We start from the raw sequence: 258 nt of genomic DNA on the forward strand, positions 1-258 counted from the left end.
GACCGAAGGTGATGAAAGGATAAGCGACGCAATGCATCGCCTGCAGCGCGATTAAAAAAAACGGCCCCGTAACAGGGGCCGTTTCGTATTGCTGACTGCGTAAGTTTATTTCACACAGCGCGAGCAGTGTTCACGTTCAATATGCTGGAAGAAGTCATTTCCTTTGTCATCAACCAGAATGAAGGCCGGGAAATTCTCTACCTCAATTTTCCAGATGGCTTCCATTCCCAGCTCTGCATACTCCACGCACTCCAGACT

At 48.8% G+C, this 258-nt stretch carries 1 protein-coding gene; it reads right to left on the bottom strand.

The window, feature by feature from the left end; genetic code table 11:
• Window positions 1–105: 105 nt before the first annotated feature.
• Window positions 106–258 (bottom strand): fumarate hydratase C-terminal domain-containing protein (locus NR195_RS22795; protein WP_256844938.1); only part of this gene is annotated, 153 nt, incomplete at its 5' end.

It is taken from the genome of Pantoea sp. Ft-CA_14 (assembly GCF_024520875.1).
GTDB classification, from domain to species: Bacteria; Pseudomonadota; Gammaproteobacteria; order Enterobacterales; family Enterobacteriaceae; genus Pantoea; species Pantoea agglomerans.